The following is a 19,062-nucleotide window of genomic DNA, read 5'->3' on the forward strand; positions in this document are numbered from 1 at the left end:
AATCAGCAAAAACAGTATATACTTGTTTTTCTCACTTGTCAAGAATAAAAATTGGTATAGTTTTTCTAGACGGTATTTTATCAAGATTTCACTTGATACCTGACAAGTCAGCATCAATTACTTATAATAAAAAGAGGAGGTATTTGCCATGTGGTTTTTCTTCGCACTTTTATCAGCTATCTTTGCAGCCTTAACGTCAATTTTAGCCAAGATTGGGATTGAAGGAGTTCCATCCAATCTAGCAACCGCTATTCGTACAGTCGTCGTCATTCTTATGGCCTGGGCCATGGTTTTCTTGACCAATAGTCAGACCGAAATTGTCAACATCAGTAGAAAAAGTTGGCTCTTTCTCATCTTATCAGGCTTAGCCACTGGCGCCTCCTGGCTCTGCTACTACAAGGCCTTGCAGCTGGGCAATGCGACTGAGGTATCTGCTGTCGATAAATTCAGTCTCGTCATTACCCTCGTTCTAGCCTTTTTCTTCCTACAGGATGTCCTGACGTTTAAAACAATTATTGGCTGTATCCTGATTACGATTGGGACCTTGGTGATGATATTGTAATAAAAAGTGAGATGAACGCCATCTCACTCTTTTTATTCTTAAAATCCATTATGGTCGCTGAGTTCCTTGAACCAGTGCCCTGATTTCTTCAGACGGCGTTCTTGTGTTTCCAAGTCTAATTCAACCAAACCATAGCGGTTTTTATAGCTATTGAGCCATGACCAGCAATCAATAAAGGTCCAGATTAAGTATCCTTTACAGTTTGCTCCATCTTCAATCGCACGATGGAGTTCACGAAGATGCCCTTTGACAAAGTCGATACGATAGTCGTCTTGAATCATGCCATTCTCACGGAATTTATCTTCACCCTCAACACCCATGCCATTCTCTGTCAACATCCACTCGATATTGCCATAATTTTCCTTGATGTTTTGAGCGATGTCATAAATCCCTTGCTCATAAATTTCCCAACCGCGGTGAGGATTGATTTTACGGCCCGGCATGACGTAAGGTTCGTAGAAATGCTCTGGCAGAAGAGGGCTATCAGGATGCTTAGCAAATCGAGGTGCCATAACGCGCAAAGGTTGGTAGTAGTTGACTCCAAGAAAGTCCACTGTGTGCTCCCGAATGACTTCCAACTCTTCTGCTGTAGAATCTGGTAGCAAATCATGCTCAGCTAAAATTTCCACCAATTCCTCTGGATAAGCTCCTAAAACAGATGGATCTAGGAAAGATTGGGCTTGGAAGAGGTCGGCAATGCGAGCGGCCTTGACATCCGCAGGATGCTGGCTACGTGGATAGGCTGGCGTCAAGTTAAGGACAATCCCAATCTTAGAATCAGGCAAAATCTCATGACAGGCCTTAACCGCAAGACTACTAGCCAGTTGCGTATGATAAGCAACCTTAACCGCTGCTTGGGCATCCACCTTGTGAGGATAGTGGGCATCGTAAAAATAGCCAAACTCTACAGGGACGATGGGCTCGTTAAAAGTAATCCATTGGTCTACCAAGTCACCGTAAGTCTCAAAACAAAAACGAGCATAGTCTTCATAAGCCTTGACAGTTGCCTTATTTTCCCAACCATCGCCGTCTTCTTGGAGAGCAAATGGCAGGTCGAAGTGATAGAGATTGACTAAGAGGCGAATCCCCTTGGCCTTAATAGCTTCAAAGACCTGACGGTAGAAAGCCACCCCTTGAGGATTGACTTCTCCACGACCTTGCGGGAAAATACGAGACCACTGGATAGAAGTACGAAAGGCTGTATGCCCAGTCTCTACCAAAAGCTCAATATCCTTTTCCCAGTTTTCATAGAAGGTCGATGTTTTATCAGGTCCAATCCCATTGTAGTAGCGGTTTGGCTCTACTTGATACCAATAATCCCAGAGATTATCTCCCTTGCCATCACCTGGCACTCGTCCTTCTGTCTGTGGTCCAGAAGTGGAGGAACCCCAAACAAAATCCTTTGGAAATTTTAGCATTGTTATACCTCTTCGTTTACTCATTTTCCCCATTATATAGAAAAAACAAGGTAAAAACTAGTTACATTTTTGCCTTGTTTTTCTTCTGATTATAGTTTTTATTTCTTGCTGAGGATTTCAAGCGTTTCGAGCAAGTTGTCTGCGTGAACTTCGATGGTGTCACCAGTCGCCTTAATCTTAACTTCTACGATGCCATCGGCTGCTTTTTTCCCAACAGTGATACGGATTGGCAGACCAATCAAGTCGCTATCGCTAAACTTCACTCCGACACGTTCGTTACGGTCGTCTGTCAAGACTTCGTAACCAGCTCCCATCAAGCTTGCTTCAAGTTTCTCTGTCAAGGCTTGCGCTTCTTCATCTTTAACATTGACAGTGATTAGGTGCACATCAAATGGTGCCAATTCTTTAGGGAAGTTAACTCCCCAAGCATAACGATATTCGCCTTTTGGCGTTTTGTTAACAAAGAGGCGGGCGTGTTGCTCCATAACTGCTGAGAGGAGACGGCTAACACCGATACCGTAACAACCCATGATGATTGGCACAGCACGGCCATTTTCATCCAAGACATCTGCACCCATACTTGCTGAATAACGAGTTCCGAGCTTAAAGATGTGACCGATCTCGATACCACGGGCAAAGTTAAGAACACCTTGTCCATCTGGTGAAATTTCACCCTCACGAACTTCACGAATATCCACGTATTCTGCAGTGAAATCACGACCTGGGTTCACACCTGTCAAGTGGTAGCCATCTTCGTTAGCCCCCACAACAGCATTGCGAACATCTTGTACCTTACGGTCTGCAATGATTTTCACATTTTCTGGCAAACCAACTGGACCAAGTGAACCAAAGCCAGCTGGGATAACATTTGCTACTTCTTCCTCGCTCGCAACATCAAAGAAATCTGCACCCAAGTGGTTTTTCAACTTGACTTCATTGAGTTGGTCATTTCCAACTAGAAGGGCTGCAACAAGCTCTCCATCTGCCATGTAGAAGAGGGTTTTGATCGTTTGCTCTTCTGGCACGTTTAGGAAGGCTGCCACTTCATCAATTGATTTAACATCTGGTGTTGCGACACGAGTCACTTCTTCTTCCGCAACGACACGGTTACTTGGTTTGTACTCGTTTGTTGCCATTTCTAAGTTAGCTGCATAGCTAGACTCACTTGAGTAGGCAATGGTGTCTTCACCAGAAACCATCCATTTGAGCAATTCTGCCTTGATTTCTTCTTGCACTTCTGCAGGAATTTCATCAAATGAGGCAACTGACTTGTCCAAGACAACCCAGCGGTCAAGGTCTGTACGAGCAGGAGTGATGGCCATAAATTCTTGGCTATCCTTACCACCCATGGCACCGCCGTCACCGATGATAGCCTTGAAATCCAAACCACTACGAGTGAAAATTCGTTCATAGGCCGCCTTGTACTCGTCATAAGTCACATCCAAACTATCGTAATTAGCATGGAAACTATAGCCGTCTTTCATGATAAATTCACGCGTACGGAGAAGTCCGTTACGTGGGCGTTTTTCATCACGGTACTTCGGTTGGATTTGGTAAAGGTTGAGTGGCAATTGCTTGTAAGACTTGACAGAGTCACGAACAATAGCTGTAAAAGTCTCTTCATGTGTCGGACCTAGGATAAAGTCTGACTTTTCACGATTTTTCAGTTTATAAAGGTCTTCACCATAGGTTTCATAACGACCTGATTCACGCCAAAGATCGGCACTGAGAAGGGCAGGAGCCAACATCTCCACCGCACCAATCTTGTCAAACTCTTGGCGCATGATATTCTTAGCCTTTTCAATCACACGGTTAGCGAGTGGCAGGTAAGAATAAACACCTGCAGAAACTTGGCGAACATAACCAGCACGTAACATAAGGGCGTGGCTGATAACTTGAGCATCACTTGGCATTTCGCGAAGCGTTGGGATTAGCATTTTACTTTGTTTCATAATATTCCTCGATTATCTAAAAGAAGAGTCGCATAATGTCATTCCAGGTCACAGCTAGCATCAAGACAACCATGATAACTACACCAGCCATGGTGACATAGGTTTCAATTTCTTGTTTAAGGGGTTTCCGGCGGATAGCCTCTAGGATATTGAGCACAATCTTTCCACCATCCAAAGCCGGGATCGGAATCAAATTAAAAATTCCGATATTAATAGAAATCATGGCTAGGAAGTAGAGGACGTTCTCAATTCCATTTTTAGCAGCATCGCTACTTGCCTTAAAAATGGCAACGGGACCGCCGAGTTTGTTCAAATCTGGATGGAAAATCAAGTTTTTCAGAGCCGAAAGGATACGGAGCCCAGAGTCAGCAGCGGTCGTAAATCCACCAACAAACATGGATAGAAAGTCTGACTTGACCCCCGGTTGAACCCCAAGAATATAACGTCCTTGATTTTCTTCTGGAGTCACAGTGACTTGTTTTTCGCTACCATTTTCAGAAATGGTCACATCCAAGGTCGGGGCTGTCTTGTCCTTGGTATCTGCTTCCACAGCCTGGGTCAAGTCTTGCCAATTCTTAACCTCATGCGAGCCGACCTTGGTAATTTGAGCGGTCTCAGCTACACCTACCTTAGCCAATGCTCCCTCTGGCATGACATGAAAGAGATTGGTCTGAGTATCTCTAACACCGCCTTGCAAAAAGATCAAGATCCAAAAAACAACAACACCTAAGATAAAGTTATTCATGGGACCTGCAAAGTTGGTGATGAGCTTGCCCCAGATAGAAGCATTTTGATACTGTACATCCAAAGGAGCGATGCGCACTTCGGTTCCGTCTTCTTCAACAACCGTTGCATCATGATCCACTGTAAAAGTCTTTTCTTCTTCCAGGACCAAACCCTTAATAAAGAGCTTGTCTTCAAAGTCAAACTGGGTTACCTGCATAGGAAGAGCTGTTTGATCCAGTTTCTTCCCTGAGAGGTTGATCCGTTTGACCTTACCATCATCAGCAAGTGTTAAACTGACCGGAGTTCCTGGCTTGATCTCTGTCGCATCATCACCCCAGCCTGCCATACGAACATAGCCTCCTAGAGGAAGGATTCGAATGGTATAAGCAGTGCCATCCTTACCGATATGGGAAAAAATCTTGGGCCCCATACCAATGGCAAATTCACGAACTAAAATGCCTGATTTCTTGGCAAAATAAAAATGTCCAAACTCATGCACCACCACAATAATCCCAAAAACGAGGATAAAGGTTAGCAATCCAATCATTCAATATTCCTTTCTTTAAAACAGGCCAAATAAGTGCATCATTGGAAACACAATCAGCATGCTGTCAAAGCGATCCAACACACCGCCATGTCCAGGGATAAATTTCCCAGAATCCTTGACACCGAAATGGCGTTTCATCGCACTCTCAATCAAGTCACCAAACTGACCTGCCACACTGAAGAAGACAGCAAAGAGAATCATTCTATAAATTCCATAAGGGAGAGCAACTGTGCTATCTACTAGCATGAAAATCGCTGTTACTAGTACCGCACCTAGAATACCACCGATAAAGCCCTCAATGCTCTTATTGGGAGAAACTCTTGGTGCCAACTTATGCTTACCAAAATTCATCCCTATCAGATAAGCTGCACTATCTGTCGCCCAGACGATAAAGAGGGGCAGAAGCACCTTGTCAAAACCTGCCACCCGAGCATCTAGTAAGGCATTAAAGCCAAAACCAACATAAAAGCTCACAGCAATTGGAAAAGCGGCATCTTCAATCGTATAGTTTTTACTGAAGACAGTTGTCCCTAGCATTATGGTAATCAAAACACTGTAGGCAACCACATTCCCATCAACAGGCAAAAAAGTTAGGTAATTTTCTAAAGGAACTGTGAGAGCGAAGGTCGCAAAAAGAGTCAAAGCGCCCTCAATGGTCATAGTCTTTAGCCCCTTCATGTGCAAGAGTTCATGGACGCCTAACATGGCTAACAAGCCAATCCCTATCTGCAACAAGAGCCCTCCTGCAAACAAGACTGGAAGGAAAATTGCCAGGGCCAATACCGCAAACAATGTTCTCTTTTGTAAATCCTTGGTCATATCTTCTCCTAAACTCCTCCAAAACGGCGATTGCGATGGTTAAAAGCAGCAATAGCTTCCTGCAAGGCGGCTTCATCAAAATCAGGCCACAAGGTATCCGTAAAATAAAGCTCGCTATAGGCTGCTTGCCACGGCAAGAAATTACTTAAACGCAACTCACCACTTGTACGGATAATCAAATCTGGATCTCGCAAATCCTTTGGCAGGTGTTGCGTAAAAAGATAGTCCCCAATCATATCTTCTGTGATGTCACCAGGGTTGATTTTAGCATCTAAAACATCTTGAGTCAAGCTCTTAAGCGCCTGCGTAATTTCAGCACGACCACCGTAGTTAAGCGCAAAATTGAGAATCAAGCCCGTATTGTTCTTGGTCAACTCCTCTGCTTTTTTCAAAGCTTCAAAAGTCGGCTTAGGCAAACGGTCTGTCTCTCCAATCATCTGAATCTTAACGTTATTTGCGTGCAATTCAGGGACATAGTTATCATAAAATTCGACTGGCAAGTTCATGATAAACTTGACCTCTTGATCTGGGCGTGTCCAGTTTTCCGTTGAAAAGGCATAAACCGTGATGACCTTGACTCCCATCTTGTTAGCTGCCTTGGTCACCTTTTGAAGGGCTTCCATCCCCGCCTTGTGTCCGAAGACCCGCGGTTGCATCCGTTTTTTAGCCCAACGACCATTCCCATCCATGATGATGCCAATATGAGCAGGAACCTGTGTTGGAACCTCAACTTCTACAGCTTTATCTTTCTTAAAAAATCCAAACATGTTCTTATTCCTATTCAAAAATCTATCGTTTCATTATACCATATTTCCCTATTTTCTTCTATTGCTAAGTTATTAGCTCTCCACACAGACAAAAAATAAGCCGCCTGATTGGGCGACTTAGTTTTATAGGGAGATTATTATGAAAAAGTTTTAGGAGTTTAAGTTAAGTTCCTCTTAACTTATGGACCTAGTATACCGTCCCTAACTTAAATTTTTCTTAAGTTTTTTGAGAAAGTCAGATTTTTCCATTTTTCTTGCCAATTTTTCTTGGACAAGCGTTCTTGATAGAGCTTCATTCGATCCTCATTCTCTAAAAAATGAGGAGTTGGGGAAATCTGAAAGTTCAAAATATCCTCTAAACCATAGGGCGCAAAGAGCTCTAAAGTTGCTTCGGCATGCAAGCGAAGCCCTATCGCCGTACAGCGTTCAGGATACTTACTCATAGCATCACGAGAACTCGTGTAAGGCGCAGTGTGGGGACTGTGCTGATGCATATAGACCTGATTTTTTAACTCCCACTGATACTGAGGGAAATCTTCTCTCAGCTTTTTCTCTAGGGATACTGTTTCCTCATAAGAAATATCTGGATCAAAGAAAATCACATCCACGTCCGTTTCATGATCAAAAGGCGATTTGTCTGACAAGAGATTCCAAATGAAATTCCTGACAGAACCTGCCGCCAACCACGAATCTTTTAGACCAAGGTCACGAATGATGGTCAGAATGGTCATCATATCTGGATTTTCTCTGAAAGCATCTAGAATTTCTTGCTCATTTTTCATTGTATTCATAACCTAAATGTTCATATGCCTTAGCAGTTGCCACCCGTCCAGAACGAGTTCGCATGATGAAACCTTTCTGAATCAGGTAAGGTTCATACATATCCTCTACAGTCTCGCGTTCTTCTGCTATATTAACAGAAAGGGTTCCTAAACCGACAGGACCACCACCATACATCTCAATCATGGTGCGAAGGATTTTTTGGTCTACATAGTCCAAACCTTCATGGTCCACATCCAGCATGGTCAAAGCCTTATCGGTAATCACATCATCAATAAAGCCATCCCCCATAATCTGGGCAAAGTCGCGCACGCGCTTGAGGAGACGATTGGCGATACGAGGAGTTCCTCGACTACGTAAGGCCAACTCCGAAGCTGCTTCATGGGTGATTTCCATCTCAAAAATATCTGCCGTCCGCTCAACAATTTCCGTCAAGTCAGCGTGGGCATAGTATTCCATATGACCTGTAATCCCAAAACGTGCCCGCAGAGGATTTGAGAGCATCCCCGCACGTGTCGTTGCACCAATCAAGGTGAATGGTGGCAAGTCCAAATGAACACTGCGACTGCCTTCACCAGCACCAATCATGATATCAATGTAGAAGTCTTCCATGGCACTATAAAGCACCTCTTCCACCGACATGGGCAAGCGATGAATCTCGTCAATAAAGAGAACGTCTCCAGGCTCCAAATCATTCAAAATCGCTACCAGATCACCCGCTTTTTCAATGACAGGACCAGACGTTTGCTTGAGATTGACTCCCAGTTCATTGGCAATAACAAAGGCCATGGTCGTTTTCCCCAAACCTGGAGGCCCAAATAAGAGCACATGGTCCAGCGCTTCATCCCGCATTTTGGCAGCTTCGATAAAGATTTGCAGCTGGTCCTTGACCTTATCCTGCCCAATATATTCACGTAAATACTGAGGACGGAGGGTACGTTCTACCAACTCCTCATCCCCCATGATCTCATTATCTAAAATTCTACTCATGGCTCTATTATATCAAAAATCCAAGCCACAAACAAAAAAGCCACCTGATTGGGTGGCTTCTTTAGGGAGATTATTATGAAAAAGAAAAGTTTAGGATTTCATTAAATAAAGTTAGGAGGTCTTTATTTAATGATTATATAATACAAGATGAATCTTAAAGCTAACTTAATTTTTTCTCTGATTTATCATTTTTTAAAAAATTTTTTTCAAATGGATTTTTCCTCTCCAAGTCATAAAAAAGCCACCTGATTGGGTGACTTCTTTAGGAGATTATGATGAAAAAGAAAAGTTTGGGATTTCATTAAATAAAGGGCACTCAATGAAAATCGAAATCAGACTAGACAGATAGACGCAAGCATAACTATAGTTAGTTAAGTCTACTCTAACGAAGGTTGATGAGATTTTCGAAGAGTATTAGGAGGTCTTTATCTAATAACTATATAATACACGAGGAAACTTAAACTTTACTTAAGAAAAAATAATTTTTTTATCTTTTTCGATCCACCCAAATCATCCCTGTACAATCATAAGTAGATAAGGTTTCAAATCCCAGAGAACGATAGAATCCCAAGGTTTTTTCTGTCTGTTCGGTCACTAGTTGGACTTGATAGGCATCTTTGTAATCACCTAAAGCCTCTTTCATCAAGCAACTACCAATTCCTTGGCGCTGATAGCTAGGCAAAACGATCAAATCCTGGACAAAAATCGATGAAAAACCATCTCCGACCAAACGGACCAAGCCTACCACGGCATCACCATCAAGTGCCAAATAAATCGCTAGTGAGTGAGACAGAGCTTTCTCCAACATCTGAGGTTGATGTGTATAATTTGTCCATCCAACTGCCTGATAGAGATGCAAAACATCCTCTAACTTGACGATTTCTTGCTTTCTAATAGTTATCATCTCAATACCTCTCAGAATTCTCTTAAGCTCTTGTACTGCCGTCCATTTTTATCAAAATTTTCAGGAGCCAGCCATGCTTCCAAACGAGCTTTGACTTGAGCCCAGTCCTTATCAATCATAGACAACCAATCCGTATCCCTCGTACGTCCCTTATATACGACTGCCTGGCGGAAGGTCCCTTCATAGACAAAGCCCAAACGTTCCGCAGCTCGTCTTGATGGCAGATTTAGAGCATCGCATTTCCACTCATAGCGACGATAGTTAATCTCCTCAAAAACATAGCGAGCTAGGAGATATTGAGCCTCTGTCCCTATACGTGTTCCCCTGAGTTCTGTAGAAAAAGTGACAGCTCCCACTTCTATTACTCGGTTATTCTGGTCAATGCGCATGAGAGAAAATGTTCCCAAGACCTTACCAGTTGCCTTGTCTATAATCACGTAGTAAAAACGGTCCTTACGAGCCAACATCTGATTTAAGACGGTAACCAGTTCCTCCATATCTGCCACTGGTTCCTGAAAGAGGTAGGTCCACATCTCCCGAGGAGTATCTGGACCATAAACAGCTAGCAGATCCTCCGCATGCTTTTCCACCGAAAGGGCCTCTATCCGAGCATAACACCCTTCTAAGAAATCAATGGAAGGCAATTCACCTGGAGTATAACCTTCCATTAATTCACCAATCATCTGACCATATTCGTTTACTGGCATTGTTTTCTCCTTGATTCACTTTTCAAACTTTATAATTGCACATAGTATATCATACTTTCATGAAAAAATTCAAAAAATCCTCCAGATTCTACTCTGAAGGATTCCTATCTTATTTCACAACGATATTTACCAGCTTGTTCGGTACCGCAATCACTTTTATGATTTCCTTACCGTCAATTTCAGCTTTGATTTTTTCATCCGCTAGAGCAATATCTTGCAATTCTTCGCGTGATAGGTCTTTCGCGATCATGAGTTTAGCACGAACTTTTCCTTTGATTTGGACGACGATTTCGATTTCGTCTTCAACCAATTTGCTTTCGTCCCAAGTTGGCCAAGCCACGTAAGAGATGGACTCACCTGTTGCTGTAACTGTTTGCCAGAGTTCTTCTGCCAAGTGAGGTGCAAATGGGGCGATCAATTGGATAAAGCCTTTGGCGTAGTCCACATAGAGCTTGTCTTCCTTGTTAGCGGCATTGACAAAGACCATAAGTTGGGCAATGGCTGTGTTGAATTTCATGGATTCGATTTGCTCAGTGACAGCTTTGACTGTTTCATTGTAAACCTTGTCAAGAGCACCATTGTTTTCCGTAACGATTTCTTTACTTGTAATCAAACGGTAAACACGGTCAAGGAATTTACGGCTTCCTTCAAGACCTTCTTCTGACCAAGCGATGGAAGCGTCAAGTGGTCCCATAAACATTTCATAGACACGAAGGGTATCGGCACCGTATTGTTCCACCACGTCGTCTGGATTGACAACGTTCTTGAGGGATTTAGACATCTTGGCTGGTGCTTGCTCCAACTCTTCCCCTGTTTCCACATGGAAGAAGGATCCGGCACGTTTTTCAACCTTGTCAGTCGCTACAAGAGCTCCACGGTGGTCACGGTAGCTTGTTCCCAAAATCATTCCTTGGTTAAAGAGTTTTTGGAATGGTTCTTTGGTTGGAACAACACCGAGGTCATAGAGGAATTTGTGCCAGAAACGAGCATAAAGTAAGTGAAGAACGGCATGCTCCGCACCACCTACATAGATATCTACTGGCAACCATTGTTTGAGGAGATCCTCGTCAGCCAATTTCTCAGTATTGTGTGGGTCAATATAACGGAGGTAGTACCAGCTTGAACCAGCCCATTGTGGCATAGTGTTTGTTTCACGACGACCTTTGACACCATCTTCACGAGTCACTTCAAGCCAGTCGGTCAAGTTAGCTAGTGGACTTTCACCAGTACCTGAAGGACGGATGTCCTTAGTTACAGGCAAGACAAGTGGCAATTCATTTTCAGGAACAGCCGTTGAAGTCCCATCTTCCCAATGAATGATTGGAATTGGCTCACCCCAGTAACGTTGACGGCTAAAGAGCCAGTCACGGAGACGGTAGGTGACTTTTTCTTGACCGTAGCCTTTTTCTTCCAACCAAGCCACAATCTTAGCAATAGCGTCTTCTTTGTTAAGGCCATCTAGGAAGTCTGAATTGACATGAAGACCATCTTCAGTATAGGCAGCTTCTGCTACATTTCCACCTTCAAGCACTTCTACGATTGGAAGGTCAAATTGTTTGGCAAATTCCCAGTCACGTTGGTCATGGGCAGGCACAGCCATGACAGCACCTGTTCCATAACTAGCAAGAACATAGTCGGCAATCCAGATTGGAATTTCCTTGCCATTGACAGGATTAATGGCATAAGCACCAGTCCAAACCCCTGTTTTTTCCTTAGCAAGGTCTGTACGAGCCAAGTCTGACTTGAGGCTAGCTTGGTGTTTGTAGTCCGCTACAGCCTCAGCTTGCTCTGGACTTGTGATGGCATCTACCAAGTCATGCTCAGGAGCCAAGACAGTGAAGGTCGCACCGAAAAGCGTATCAGGACGAGTAGTAAAGACGGTGAATTCCTTGTCAGTCCCTTTCACTTTAAAAGTGACATTGGCACCAGTTGATTTCCCAATCCAGTTACGTTGCATGTCCTTGATAGACTCTGGCCAATCCAACTCATCCAAGTCATTAAGCAAGCGCTCTGCATAGGCCGTGATTTTGAGCATCCATTGGCGCATCGGTTTGCGGACAACAGGATAGCCCCCACGCTCAGAAGTTCCATCAGGAAGCACTTCTTCATTGGCAATGGCTGTTCCTAGTTCCTCAACCCAGTTTACTGGTACTTCCGCTTCATAGGCCAAACCTTTTTCATAAAGCTTGGTGAAGATCCATTGCGTCCACTTGTAGTAGTTTGGTTCTGTTGTGTTGACTTCACGGTCCCAGTCATAAGAGAATCCAAGCGCATTGATTTGACGTTTGAAGTTGGCAATATTTTCAGCTGTAAATTCTGCTGGGTCATTCCCCGTATCCATAGCGTATTGCTCTGCAGGCAAACCAAAAGCATCCCAGCCCATTGGGTGAAGGACATTGTAACCTTGCGCACGTTTGTAACGGCTGAGAATATCCGTTGCTGTATAGCCTTCTGGGTGTCCTACGTGTAGACCCGCTCCAGACGGATAAGGGAACATGTCGAGAGCATAAAACTTCGGTTTTGATGCATCTGTTCCTGTCTTAAATGTATGATGTTCTGCCCAGTAGCCCTGCCACTTAGGCTCAATTTCTTTATGATTGTAAAAACTCATGGTCTCTCTCCAATTTTGTGATGTTACTATTATACCATTTTTGGAGGAATTTGAAAGATGAGAGATGTTCTTTTAGACTTGGATAACAAGAAATACTGAGTCGCAAATCCAACTTATTTAACAGGAAAAAAATTAGCTCCTAATCGGAGCTAACTTCTATTGATTATTTGTCTCTTCCATCTTCTCACGTCCGAGCTCTCGATAACTACGGTCACCGACAACTTCTACACTAAACTGGCCATCCTCATATTCAAGAATCGTTACACTACCATTATCCAGACCATGCGGATGCATGCCATTGATCAGATAAACAATGGTACCAATCGTCATTCCATGGCTCACAACGAGGGCATTACCCCCACCTTGTTCTTCCATTTCTTTAGCAATAGCTTCAAAGCCTTCCTTGATTCGACCACTGAGTTTTTCCCAACCTTCAGCCCAACCAGCTGTATCAACCTCTACCAAACCCTCAGCCAGTTCAGCATAAGACAACTGATGAACATGGTCTACATTGAAAATTCTCGGAATCAACCCCATAAAGAGGTCCCCATCATAGGCTCCATCAAAACTACCAAAACACCACTCACGGATTCGCTTGTCCATGCGGTAAGGGATTTTCCCCTGCAGGCCAAGTTCTTCTAGGATAATTCCCGTGGTTTGAATAGTGCGACCTGAATCACTGGAATAAGCGCGGTCAAACTGCAAGCCAGACTCTCTCAAGCCAATTCCCAGTTCATGGATTCCCAACTCACCTTCTGCAGTCAGAGGTGTATCACTCCATCCTTGAGCACGTCCAATGGTGTTAAACATCGTTTTCCCATGACGGACCAAATACAATCTTACTTTAGACATTTTCTATCCTCCATTTTCTTCTATTATATCATGGATCAAAGAAATATTCGGCTTTCAAAAGCAAAGCCAACATTTGTAAATTATCCAAAAGAAAAGCTACCCTCATGGTAGCTTCCCTAGGAGATTATTATGAAAAAGTTTAGGATTTCTATTAAATAAAGTTAGGAGGTCTTTATTTAATGATTATAGTATACACAGTCATCCTTAAACTCAACTTAAATCCTCTCGCTTTTTTATTAATTTTTAAAACTATGGATTGGAGCTGGGATTTGCCCACCGCGAGAGATGAAATCAACAGACGAACCCCCGTTGACTTTCATCACTGGAGCTGTCCCTAGCAATCCACCAAACTCAATCATATCGCCTTCTTTGCCCTTTGGAATAATACGAACAGCTGTCGTTTTCATGTTAATAACACCGATTGCCGCCTCATCCGCAATCATAGCCGCAATGGTTTCAGCAGGCGTATCTTCCGGAATGGCAATCATATCCAGTCCAACTGAACAGATAGCAGTCATGGCTTCTAGTTTCTCTAAATTCAGAGAGCCATCTTGCACCGCAGCAATCATCCCCTCATCTTCAGAAACTGGGATAAAAGCACCTGACAAGCCACCGACTTGGTTACAAGCCATCACTCCGCCCTTCTTAACTTGGTCATTCAAAAGAGCGAGGGCAGCCGTCGTCCCATGCGTACCAACTGTTTCTAGGCCCATTTCCTCAAGGACACGAGCCACAGAATCACCAACTGCAGGAGTAGGTGCCAAACTTAGGTCGACAATTCCAAAATCAACACCCAGTCTCTCGCTGGCCATCTGACCAACTAATTGACCGATACGAGTAATCTTAAAGGCCGTTTTCTTGATCGTCTCGGCTACTACATCAAAGCTCTCTCCACGAACCTTTTCCAAGGCGCGCTTGACCACACCAGGACCCGAAACCCCGACATTAATGATAACATCTGCTTCGCCAACACCGTGGAAAGCCCCTGCCATAAAAGGATTGTCTTCAACAGCATTAGCAAATACGACCAACTTGGCCGCACCCATATCTGATAGCGCAGCTGTCTCCTTGATGATACGTCCCATGTCAGCGACCGCAGTCATGTTGATACCTGACTTAGTTGAGCCAATGTTAACAGACGAACAAACCTTGTCTGTCTCAGCTAGAGCGCGTGGGATAGAATTGATGAGAATTTCATCTCCTTTTTGGTAGCCTTTTTGTACCAAAGATGAGAATCCACCGATAAAGTCAACACCAATCTCCTTGGCAGCCTTATCAAGAGCCTTTGCCAAAACAACATAGTCTGTCGCATCAGTCGCAGCACCAATTAAAGAAATCGGAGTCACTGATACCCGTTTATTAACAATAGGAATCCCAAGTTCTGCAGCAATTTCATCTCCCACAGCCACTAGATTTGCAGCTTTAGTGGTGATTTTTTGGTAAATCTTTTCAGCAGCACGATTGATATCTGGATCAATACAGTCCAAAAGGGAAATCCCCATGGTGATGGTTCTGATATCGAAGTTCTGCTCTTCGATCATGGCAATGGTTTCCGTAACTTGTCTAATATCCATGATAACCTCCTAGATATTGTACATAGCATCAAAAATCGCTGCACTTTGAATATTGATTTTAACATTCAAGGTTTGCCCAAAGTTTTCAAACTCATTTCGTAAAGTGGTGAAATCCTGCTTTTCATCACTAGATACGACTGCCATCATGGTAAAATACTCATCCAGTACTGTTTGAGAAATATCATCAATATTCAAACCCAATTCTGCAATTTTAGTAGACACGCCTGCAACAATGCCAGTCTTGTCCTTGCCAACCACTGTAATAATAGCCTTCATCTTTAGACTCCCATTTTACGATTATTAGCAAACCTGAACGTTTTTGATTTTCTTTTTCCTTAGTATAGCATATTTCCGTAAAAAATACTAAAAAACGCCTGCTTACGAAGTTGTTCTTAAACAAAAAACAATTTCGTAAACAAGCGTCTACCCTATCAAATGATGATGAGTGTTCCCGCTAGGACCGAAGTCCCAGCGGTAGACCAGAGCTAGACTAAGAGCACAAGACTCCATCATCATAACACTCAACAAAATTGATGATTTTATACTAATTCGATGATCGCCATTGGCGCAGCATCACCACGACGTGGTTCAGTTTTAAGGATACGAGTGTATCCACCGTTACGTTCAGCATAACGAGGTGCGATTTCTGAGAACAATTTTTGAAGTGCTGTAGTAGAAGTGTACTTATCAGTTGCTTCATCATAGTTTTCAGATGCGATTTCATTACGTACGAAAGCTGCTGCTTGACGACGTGCATGCAAATCACCACGTTTACCTAGAGTAATCATTTTTTCAACAGTTTTACGGATCTCTTTAGCACGAGCTTCAGTTGTCACGATTGATTCGTTGATCAAAAGGTCAGTTGTCAAATCGCGAAGCATTGCTTTACGTTGTGAGCTAGTGCGTCCTAGTTTACGGTAAGCCATGTATTCCTCCTTTATTTATCTTTTAATCCAAGACCCAAATCAATGAGTTTGAGTTTCACTTCTTCCAAACTCTTGCGTCCAAGATTTCGTACTTTCATCATCTCTGCTTCAGATTTTTCTGTCAAATCATGCACCGTATTGATACCGGCACGTTTCAAACAGTTATATGAACGCACAGACAAGTCCAATTCCTCAATCGTACGGTCCAAAATACGGTCGTCCGATTCAGTATCAGCTTCTTTCATCACTTCTGCAGATTTAGCAATCTCTGTAAGATTTGTAAACAAATCAAGATGTTCTGTCAAGATACGTGCTGAAAGCCCTAAAGCATCTTCTGGAATAATTGTTCCATTTGTCAAGATTTCAAGGGTTAATTTGTCAAAACCATCGTTACTACCTACACGAGCAGGTTCAACTTGATAGTTGACTTTTGTAACTGGTGTATAAATAGAATCTACAGCAAGTGTTCCAACTGGCGCATTATCTTTTTTGTTTTCATCAGCAGGTACATATCCACGACCACTGTTAACAGTCATTGTCGCCTTTAGAGAAGAACCTTCACCGATTGTAAAGAGATAATGATCTGGATTTACAATTTCAATATCACTGTCAGTCAAAATGTCTCCAGCTGTAATTTCAGCAGGACCTTCAACGTCAAGTTCAATGATTTTTTCGTCTTCAACGTATGATTTCACTGCAATCCCTTTAATGTTCAGAATGATTTGCATCACGTCTTCACGAACACCTGGAACTGTGTCGAACTCATGCAAGACACCTTCAATGTTGATAGATGTCACTGCTGCTCCTGGTAGAGAAGCTAGTAGTACACGACGAAGAGAGTTACCAAGAGTTGTACCGTAGCCACGTTCAAGTGGTTCGATTACAAACTTGCCATAATCTTTATTTTCATCAATTTTTGTTATATTTGGTTTTTCAAACTCAATCATTTAGTTACTCCCTCTTAAACGAAAAGCAGTGTAATGCGATGATTATACACGGCGACGTTTTGGAGGACGAGCACCATTGTGTGGCACTGGAGTCACATCACGAATTGCTGTTACTTCAAGACCAGCGGCAGCAAGCGCACGAATAGCTGACTCACGACCAGAACCTGGACCTTTTACAGTAACTTCAACTGATTTAAGACCGTGTTCTTGTGCAGATTTAGCAGCAGCTTCAGAAGCCATTTGAGCAGCGAATGGTGTAGATTTACGAGAACCTTTGAAACCAAGAGCACCAGCTGATGACCAAGCAATTGCATTACCATGCACATCAGTAATCATAACAATAGTGTTATTAAATGTAGCGTGAATATGAGCAATACCAGATTCGATATTCTTTTTCACACGACGTTTACGTGTTGGTTTAGCCAAGACTTTTACCTCCTATATTATTTTTTCTTACCAGCAATCGCAACAGCTTTACCTTTACGAGTGCGAGCGTTGTTTTTAGTGTTTTGTCCACGGACAGGAAGTCCACGACGGTGACGAATACCACGGTAAGAACCGATTTCCATCAAACGTTTGATGTTCAAGTTTACTTCACGACGAAGGTCACCTTCAACTTTGATTGCATCCACTTCACGACGGATAGCATCTTCTTGATCTGATGTAAGGTCACGTACACGAACATCTTCTGAGATTCCAGCAGCAGCCAAAATTTTCTTAGATGTTGCAAGTCCGATACCATAAACGTAAGTCAATGAGACTACTACGCGTTTGTCATTTGGAATGTCAACTCCAGCAATACGAGCCATGTTTTCTCCTTTCTATCTTATCCTTGACGTTGTTTGTGTTTTGGATTTGCTGGGCAAATTACCATAACACGACCATTACGACGAATTACTTTACAGTATTCGCAAATTGGTTTGACCGATGGTCTTACTTTCATTTCTTATCCCTCCAAGTTTTTCGATTATTTAAAGCGGTAAGTGATACGTCCACGTGTCAAGTCATATGGACTCATCTCGACAGTAACACGATCTCCCGCTAAAATACGAATATAGTTTTTACGAATTTTACCAGAAACTGTTGCTAAAATCTGATGTCCATTTTCAAGTTCAACCGTAAACATTGCGTTAGGCATTGTATCGACTACTTTGCCTTCAACTTCAATCACATCGTCTTTTGCCACGCAAAAGCACCTCCATAAATTTCGATTCGATGCCTCTGAAAACAGAGACAACAATTATAAGTCAGACTATCTCAGTATAACATTTGTAGCGATTTTTTGCAAGTGTGAAAAACGCTTTATTTCAAATTTGTCAATACTTTTTCGATGTCTTTGAACACATCATTGATATCTTGATTTCCTTCGATATCGTGGACCAAACCTTTGGCACGGTAGTGAGAAATGATTGGTTCACCTTGGGCGATATTCACATCCAAACGACGCTTCACTGTCTCAGGTTTGTCATCCTCACGTTGGTAGTAATCTTCCTCTTTATAGTCAACTGGTGGGTTGAAAACTTTGTGGAAGGTTTCACCTGTTTCGCGGTGGATGATACGACCACTCAAACGTTCCAAGAGACAATCTGGATTCACTTCGATATTGATCACGCCTTCTAGTTCGATACCAAGTTCCGCCAATGTTTTGTCCAAGGCATGGGCTTGTTCAATCGTACGTGGGTAACCATCCAACAAGAAACCTGTTTCCTTGATGTCGTCCTGTGAAAGGCGTTCTTTAACGATTCCATTTGTAACTTCATCTGGAACCAACTCACCTTTGTCAATATATGACTTCGCAAGTACACCCATTTCAGTTTGATTTGCCATAGCAGCACGGAACATATCTCCAGTTGAAATGTGTGCCACGTGGAATTGCTCCACAATTTTAGCTGCTTGCGTTCCCTTACCTGCTCCAGGTAAGCCCATAATCAAAAGATTCATGATAGGATCTCCTTATTTTGTATTTAAATAGAAGTAGAA

General features: G+C 42.8%; 21 protein-coding genes. 1 reads left to right on the forward strand and 20 read right to left on the reverse strand.

Annotated features, from left to right (window positions below; genetic code table 11):
- Window positions 1-148 precede the first annotated feature (148 nt).
- Window positions 149-562 carry an EamA family transporter gene (locus SORDD25_RS07355; protein WP_061853193.1) on the forward strand — a complete coding sequence of 138 codons (414 nt, stop codon included), beginning with the start codon at window positions 149-151 and terminating at the stop codon, window positions 560-562.
- A 38-nt stretch (window positions 563-600) separates the two neighbouring features.
- On the opposite strand, the gene SORDD25_RS07360 is transcribed toward SORDD25_RS07355, so the two are convergent.
- The 20 genes from SORDD25_RS07360 to SORDD25_RS07455 all read right to left on the reverse strand — a co-directional run bounded on the left by SORDD25_RS07360 (window position 601) and on the right by SORDD25_RS07455 (window position 19,023).
- Entirely contained in the window at window positions 601-1,980 is a 1,380-nt protein-coding gene (locus SORDD25_RS07360; RefSeq protein ID WP_061853194.1) for a glycoside hydrolase family 1 protein, read from the reverse strand.
- A gap of 98 nt (window positions 1,981-2,078) precedes the next feature.
- The gene (locus tag SORDD25_RS07365; RefSeq protein ID WP_061853195.1) at window positions 2,079-3,932 is read right to left on the reverse strand and encodes a proline--tRNA ligase; all 1,854 of its coding nucleotides are present in this window, start codon (window positions 3,930-3,932) and stop codon (window positions 2,079-2,081) included.
- A 16-nt stretch (window positions 3,933-3,948) separates the two neighbouring features.
- Complete coding sequence (gene rseP, locus SORDD25_RS07370; protein ID WP_061853196.1) at window positions 3,949-5,205, reverse strand: RIP metalloprotease RseP; 1,257 nt, start codon at window positions 5,203-5,205, stop codon at window positions 3,949-3,951.
- A gap of 15 nt (window positions 5,206-5,220) precedes the next feature.
- Complete coding sequence (locus SORDD25_RS07375) at window positions 5,221-6,024, reverse strand: phosphatidate cytidylyltransferase (protein WP_061853197.1); 804 nt, start codon at window positions 6,022-6,024, stop codon at window positions 5,221-5,223.
- An 8-nt stretch (window positions 6,025-6,032) separates the two neighbouring features.
- Window positions 6,033-6,791, reverse strand: a complete 759-nt coding sequence (locus tag SORDD25_RS07380; RefSeq protein ID WP_061853198.1) for an isoprenyl transferase — start codon at window positions 6,789-6,791, stop codon at window positions 6,033-6,035.
- Window positions 6,792-6,997: 206 nt separating this feature from the next.
- On the reverse strand, window positions 6,998-7,582 hold the full coding sequence (locus tag SORDD25_RS07385) for a nucleotidyltransferase family protein (RefSeq protein WP_061853199.1): 585 nt from the start codon (window positions 7,580-7,582) through the stop codon (window positions 6,998-7,000).
- Entirely contained in the window at window positions 7,563-8,561 is a 999-nt protein-coding gene (gene ruvB, locus SORDD25_RS07390; protein WP_081103677.1) for a Holliday junction branch migration DNA helicase RuvB, read from the reverse strand. The genes SORDD25_RS07385 and ruvB overlap by 20 nt, the downstream gene beginning before the upstream one ends.
- Window positions 8,562-9,048: 487 nt before the next feature.
- Window positions 9,049-9,465, reverse strand: coding sequence for a GNAT family N-acetyltransferase (locus SORDD25_RS07395; RefSeq protein WP_061853201.1), 417 nt, complete (start codon window positions 9,463-9,465; stop codon window positions 9,049-9,051).
- 11 nt (window positions 9,466-9,476) lie between these two features.
- Entirely contained in the window at window positions 9,477-10,172 is a 696-nt protein-coding gene (locus tag SORDD25_RS07400; RefSeq protein WP_061853202.1) for a GNAT family N-acetyltransferase, read from the reverse strand.
- A 109-nt stretch (window positions 10,173-10,281) separates the two neighbouring features.
- Window positions 10,282-12,783 carry a leucine--tRNA ligase gene (gene leuS / locus SORDD25_RS07405; RefSeq protein WP_061853203.1) on the reverse strand — a complete coding sequence of 834 codons (2,502 nt, stop codon included), beginning with the start codon at window positions 12,781-12,783 and terminating at the stop codon, window positions 10,282-10,284.
- Between the two features lie 156 nt (window positions 12,784-12,939).
- Window positions 12,940-13,635, reverse strand: a complete 696-nt coding sequence (locus SORDD25_RS07410) for a histidine phosphatase family protein (RefSeq protein ID WP_061853204.1) — start codon at window positions 13,633-13,635, stop codon at window positions 12,940-12,942.
- A gap of 236 nt (window positions 13,636-13,871) precedes the next feature.
- Window positions 13,872-15,209, reverse strand: a complete 1,338-nt coding sequence (locus SORDD25_RS07415) for a PFL family protein (RefSeq protein ID WP_061853205.1) — start codon at window positions 15,207-15,209, stop codon at window positions 13,872-13,874.
- Window positions 15,210-15,218: 9 nt separating this feature from the next.
- Complete coding sequence (locus tag SORDD25_RS07420) at window positions 15,219-15,485, reverse strand: ACT domain-containing protein (protein WP_061853206.1); 267 nt, start codon at window positions 15,483-15,485, stop codon at window positions 15,219-15,221.
- A 263-nt stretch (window positions 15,486-15,748) separates the two neighbouring features.
- A complete protein-coding gene (rplQ, locus tag SORDD25_RS07425; protein WP_000331493.1) occupies window positions 15,749-16,135 on the reverse strand; it encodes a 50S ribosomal protein L17 in 387 nt (128 codons plus the stop codon).
- Window positions 16,136-16,146: 11 nt separating this feature from the next.
- A complete protein-coding gene (locus tag SORDD25_RS07430) occupies window positions 16,147-17,082 on the reverse strand; it encodes a DNA-directed RNA polymerase subunit alpha (RefSeq protein ID WP_061853207.1) in 936 nt (311 codons plus the stop codon).
- Between the two features lie 42 nt (window positions 17,083-17,124).
- Window positions 17,125-17,508 (reverse strand): 30S ribosomal protein S11, encoded by a 384-nt coding sequence (gene rpsK, locus SORDD25_RS07435; protein ID WP_001118385.1) that lies wholly within the window; start codon window positions 17,506-17,508, stop codon window positions 17,125-17,127.
- Between the two features lie 17 nt (window positions 17,509-17,525).
- A complete protein-coding gene (gene rpsM / locus SORDD25_RS07440; protein ID WP_061853208.1) occupies window positions 17,526-17,891 on the reverse strand; it encodes a 30S ribosomal protein S13 in 366 nt (121 codons plus the stop codon).
- Window positions 17,892-17,908: 17 nt separating this feature from the next.
- Complete coding sequence (gene rpmJ / locus SORDD25_RS07445; protein ID WP_001808836.1) at window positions 17,909-18,025, reverse strand: 50S ribosomal protein L36; 117 nt, start codon at window positions 18,023-18,025, stop codon at window positions 17,909-17,911.
- A gap of 24 nt (window positions 18,026-18,049) precedes the next feature.
- Window positions 18,050-18,268, reverse strand: coding sequence for a translation initiation factor IF-1 (gene infA, locus SORDD25_RS07450; protein ID WP_001029883.1), 219 nt, complete (start codon window positions 18,266-18,268; stop codon window positions 18,050-18,052).
- Between the two features lie 116 nt (window positions 18,269-18,384).
- Entirely contained in the window at window positions 18,385-19,023 is a 639-nt protein-coding gene (locus SORDD25_RS07455) for an adenylate kinase (RefSeq protein WP_061853209.1), read from the reverse strand.
- Window positions 19,024-19,062 lie beyond the last annotated feature (39 nt).

It is taken from the genome of Streptococcus oralis (assembly GCF_001579525.1).
Classification (GTDB): domain Bacteria; phylum Bacillota; class Bacilli; order Lactobacillales; family Streptococcaceae; genus Streptococcus; species Streptococcus oralis_M.